General features: G+C 71.0%; 4 protein-coding genes. 1 reads left to right on the forward strand and 3 read right to left on the reverse strand.

The genetic code is table 11. The features are described 5' to 3' along the window. The first annotated feature begins 59 nt into the window (after nt 1-59). Nucleotides 60-509: a hypothetical protein gene (locus E1295_RS47190; RefSeq protein ID WP_132641793.1), complete on the forward strand. Its 450-nt coding sequence runs from the start codon at nt 60-62 to the stop codon at nt 507-509. Here the strand turns inward: E1295_RS47190 and E1295_RS47195 are convergent. From E1295_RS47195 to E1295_RS47205, 3 genes are read right to left on the reverse strand one after another with little or no spacing between them, the layout of a single operon-like run. Next, nucleotides 502-1623 (reverse strand): chitinase, encoded by a 1122-nt coding sequence (locus tag E1295_RS47195; protein WP_132641795.1) that lies wholly within the window; start codon nt 1621-1623, stop codon nt 502-504. The genes E1295_RS47190 and E1295_RS47195 overlap by 8 nt on opposite strands. A gap of 53 nt (nt 1624-1676) precedes the next feature. Further along, complete coding sequence (locus tag E1295_RS47200) at nt 1677-3110, reverse strand: carbohydrate-binding protein (RefSeq protein WP_132641797.1); 1434 nt, start codon at nt 3108-3110, stop codon at nt 1677-1679. Next, nucleotides 3107-4624, reverse strand: a complete 1518-nt coding sequence (locus E1295_RS47205; protein ID WP_246081241.1) for a chitinase — start codon at nt 4622-4624, stop codon at nt 3107-3109. The genes E1295_RS47200 and E1295_RS47205 overlap by 4 nt, the downstream gene beginning before the upstream one ends. Nucleotides 4625-4632 lie beyond the last annotated feature (8 nt).

Raw genomic sequence — 4632 nt, forward strand, 5'->3', positions numbered from 1 at the left:
CGCCGGCGGCGTCAGTGGTTTATAAGAGACAGGGGGCGGGCGGGGCGGGGGTTCCGCTCGTGCCGTACCTGTGCCTGCACGCCTGCGGCGAGGACCGCTCCGACGTGGGGGCGCTGAGCTGGGCGCTGGCCGACGGGTTGTTCGCGCACAAGACGTCGCGCTCGGTGCTGCTGGAGGCGGTGCGCGACGGCTGGCCCATGGCTCCGCCGCCGCGCGTGCTCGCCCTGCCGCGCCCGATCTACCCGCTTCCTCCCGACGTCGATCTGATCGTCGGGCCCGACGATCACTGCGACCTGTCCTCGCCGGACACGGAGCTGGTGGTGGCGGCCGTGACGCGGATGATCGGCCGGGTCGACCCGGTGGGGCCGCGCCGGATGCCGCCCGCCGGGCGGATGCGGCTGCTGCTGGATCACGCCTGGATGCACGAGTACGGCGAGGCCCTGCCCACCTACCGGCCACCGGGCCTCGGCGTCCCGCTCAAGCCGACGCAGCTCGTCCGCGTCAGGTGAGCCCGTCGAGGTAGGCCCGGTGGCTCCGGGAGAACTCGTGCCCGTTGTGCCGGTCCCAGTTGACGGACCAGGCCATCAGGCCCCGCAGCCCCGGGTAGACACCGCGCGGCCGGTACGTCCCGCAGCCGTCGCCCGTGGCCAGGCAGCCGAACGCCTTCTGCACCTCCGCCACGGTCGTGAACCCGTTGCCCGCGTTGACCGAGGCGGGCAGTCCGATGGCCACCTGGTCCTGGCGCAGCGGCGGGAACACGTTGCCGGCGTCGCCCATGATCGGGAAGCCGGCCAGCACCATGTCGGCCATGGCCACGTGGAAGTCGTGGCCGCCCATCGTGTGGTACTGGCCGTCCAGGCCCATGATCGGCCCGGAGTTGTAGTGCTGCACGTGGAGCAGGGTGAGGTCGTCGCGCACGGCGTGGATGACCGGCAGGTAGGAGGCGCTTCTCGGGTCGGCGGCGCCGTTCGGCCCCGGCCCGTAGAACTGGTGGCCGAGCTGGACGAAGAACGTCTCGGGGGCCATCGTCAGCACGAACCCGTCGCCGTAGCGGCTCTTGAGGCTCTTCAGGGCCGCGATGAGGTTGACGACGACCGGCGTGGTGGGGGCGTCCAGGTCGGCGTCGCCGGGGTCGAGGTGGAGCGAGTGGCCCTCGAAGTCGATGTCCAGGCCGTCGAGCCCGTATTTGTCGATGATGGCCGAGACCGACTCGACGAACGTGTCCCGCGCCGCCGCGGTCGTGAGCTGCACCTGGCCGTTCTGGCCGCCGATCGAGATCAGCACCTTCTTGCCCTGCGCCTGCTTGGCCCTGATGGCGGCGGCGAAGTCGGCGTCGGACTCGACGCCGGGGCATTCGGCGGCCGGGCAGCGCTCGAACCTGATGTCGCCCGAGGTGACGGAGGTGGGCTCGCCGAAGGCGAGGTTGATGACGTCCCATTCGTCGGGGACGTCGCTCATCTTGACGTATCCGGATCCGTTGGCGAACGACGCGTGCAGGTATCCCACCAGCACCCGCTCGGGCAGCGGACCGTCCGCGGCCTGGGCAGGGGTGGTGGTGTGCAGGGTCGTGTGCAGGGTGGTGAGGGCCAGGGCGAGCACGGCCGCCGCGGCTCGGAATCTCATGACGTTCCTTCCGGAGTGCCCGCCCCTTGGCGGGGCGGGCCGGGGTCGCGCGGTCAGAAGCCGGCGGTGATCCTGGTGAACTCCCAGTCGGACTGGGCGATGCCGCTGCAGTTGGAGGTGACGCCGCCGCCGGGGCAGGGCCGGTCGCGGTTGGCCGCCCAGTACGCGAGCCTGGTCAGGCCCTTGGACCTGGCCCAGTCACGGATCTGCGTCCAGGTGCCCGGGGTGGTCAGCTCCTGCTGGTCGGACAGGCCGTTCATGCCGGAGATGCCCATGTGCGCGTACGCCTGGGCGTCGGACCAGCCGTAGGCGTTCTTGAGCGCGTTCTTCAGGCCCTCGGAGGCGTTGACGGTGTCCTGGTAGATGTTGGAGCTGCCGAAGTCGAACGGCATGATGGTGAAGTTGTCGATCGGCACGCCGAGGGCTCTGGCCTGGTTGATGAGGCGCACGCCGTGGGAGTTCGGGCCGCTCGGGTAGGTGCCGAACGTGACGACGATCTTGATGTTCGGGTTGTTCTGCTTGACGATCTTGAGGCCGTTCAGGATGCGGTCCTGCACCGTGTAGTTCTCGAACTCGTCGGTGTTCTCGATGTCGAAGTCCACGACGGCCGGGCCGACGGCGTTGATGACCTGCTGCACGGCGCCCGCGAACGCCTGCGGCGAGGAGCAGTTGGGGCCGAGCTTGTTGCCCGACCAGCCGCCGAAGGAGATCTGGACGCTGCCGCCCTTCGACTTGATCGTGTTGATCGCCTGCTGGTCGACGCCGCCGGTCAGCGGGCGCTGCCCGTCCCACGCCGGGTTGCAGCCGCCGCTGGACAGGATGAACGCCATCGTGAACGACCTGACGCCGGTGGTGTCCATCACGGCGCCGGGGTTGGGCGGGTTGCCCCAGCCCATGTAGAGGTAGGGGGCGCCGGGCATCCTGCTCGGGTCGTTGGGGCTGCAGCCCGACGTCGTCGCGGTGGCGTCACGGCCGGCCGACTCGCCCGCCGCGTTGTACGCCTTCACGGTGTAGGTGTGGGTCGTGCACGCGCCGAGCCCGGAGATGGTGGCGCTGGTGCCGGAGACCTGGGCGCGGCGGGTCGAGCCCTCGTACACGCGGTAGCCCGACACGGTCCCGCCGGAGGCGCCCCAGCGCAGCGTGATGCTGGAGTTCGTGACCGACGTGCTCACCGTGCCCGGCACGCCGGGGGCGCCGGGGTCGGGGTCGGGGTCACCGCCCGAGGTGCGCTTCCAGAGCGCGGGCACGGCGGACGGCTCCCAGCCGGGCAGTGAGGTGTGGGCCTGCAGGCAGACGTAGTCGACGCCGTTGTAGGTGACGACCGCGCCGGTGGCGTACGCGGTGTACGGGGCCCAGGCGGCGGCCATCTGGCCTACCGTGCTGGCGCCCGTGGCGGTGGCGTGGGCGGCGGGGCCGCTGGTGGCCACGCCCGTCAGGGCGAGGGCGAGTCCGGTCGCTAAGGCGAGGACTTTGCGACGAAATTTCATGACATTCCTTGGAGGTGTGGCTTGACGGTCTTGGAGAAGGACCAGTTGTTGCTCGCGTCCCAGTTGATGGACCACGTCATCGCGCCCCTGATGTCCGGGTAGGCGCGCGGCGGCACGAAGGACCCGCAACCGGTCCGCTTGGCCAGGCAGTCGAGCGCCCGGGTGACGACCGAGGGCGACACGACGCCGCCGTTCGCGGCGCCCGGCCCGGCCGGCAGGCCCAGCGCCACCTGGTCGGGACGGAGCCCGTTCTCGAGCTGGATGCAGGCCAGCGCGGTGACGAAGTCGACCGTGCCCTGCGAGTAGGCGAAGGCCTGGTCGCAGCCGAGCATCGCGCCGGAGTTGTAGAACTGCGTGTGGACGACGGTGAGGATGTCCTTGATGGACAGGGCGAGCTTGAAGTACTCCATCCCGGTCGACTGCATGTCGATGGTCTGCGGGGCCATGGTGATGATCAGCTCGGAGCCCGCCTTGGCGCGCAGCGCCCTCAGCGCCTGGCCCATGTAGGTGGCGTTCAGGCCGTTCTCCAGGTCGATGTCCACGCCGTCGAAGCCGTAGCCGCGCATCAGCGCGTACACCGAGTCGGCGAAGCGCGTGGCGGCCGCGGCACTCGCGACCTGCACGCGCCCGGCCTCGCCGCCGACCGACAGGATGACCTTCTTGCCGCGCTGCTTGAGCGCCTGCACGTCGGCCCTGAACTGGGCGTCGGTGTAGCCGCCGAGCGCCGTGGCCAGCTCGGGGTCGACCCCGAACACGACCTCGCCGGGTGTGGCGGTGGCCTCGCCGAACGCGATCGCGATCAGGTCGTACTCGTCGGGCACGGCCGACAGCTTGAGCTCGGTGGCGGGGTTGACGAAGTTGTGCCAGTAGCCGGTGAGGAAGTGCCTGGGCAGCGTGCCGCTCTGGCAGCCGGCCGTGGTGAAGCCGAAGGGGTCGCCGGCGGGGCCGTCGCCCGAGGCGCCCGTCGCGGTGATCGTGACCGTGTGGGAGGTGCACGTGCCCAGGCCGGTCAGGGTGTGCGTGGTGCCGGTGACGGTGACGGCCGCCGCGCCGTCGAGCCGGACCTTGTAGCCCGTGGCGCCGGGGACGGCGCTCCAGCTCAGTGCGGCGCTGGTCGCGGTGGCGGAGGTCAGCGAGACGCCGCCGACCTTGCCCAGGCCGCCGGGGTCCTCGCCGGAGCCGCCGCAGGGTGCGCCGTTCAGCGTGCAGCCGGTGACGCCGGGGAAGCCTCCGGGGTTGCCGTTGAAGCCGAAGCTCACGGTGGCCCCCGGGGCCAGTGCCGACGCCCAGGGCGGGTTGGTGAAGGTGTAGTGCTGTCCGCTCCTCGACATGACCGCGTCCCAGGCGGACGGGATGGAGAAGCCGGCCGGGACGTCGAACTGCACGTTCCAGCCGTTCATGGGGGTGGTGGTGCCGTTGGTGACGGTGACCTTGCCCTCGAAGCCCGAGCCCCAGTCGGCGACCTTGACGAAGGCCGCCGTGGCGGAGGCGGCGTGGGCGGGCGGGGCGGTCAGGCTGAGTG

The sequence above is a fragment of the Nonomuraea mesophila genome, from assembly GCF_004352805.1.
Taxonomy (GTDB): Bacteria; Actinomycetota; Actinomycetes; order Streptosporangiales; family Streptosporangiaceae; genus Nonomuraea; species Nonomuraea longispora.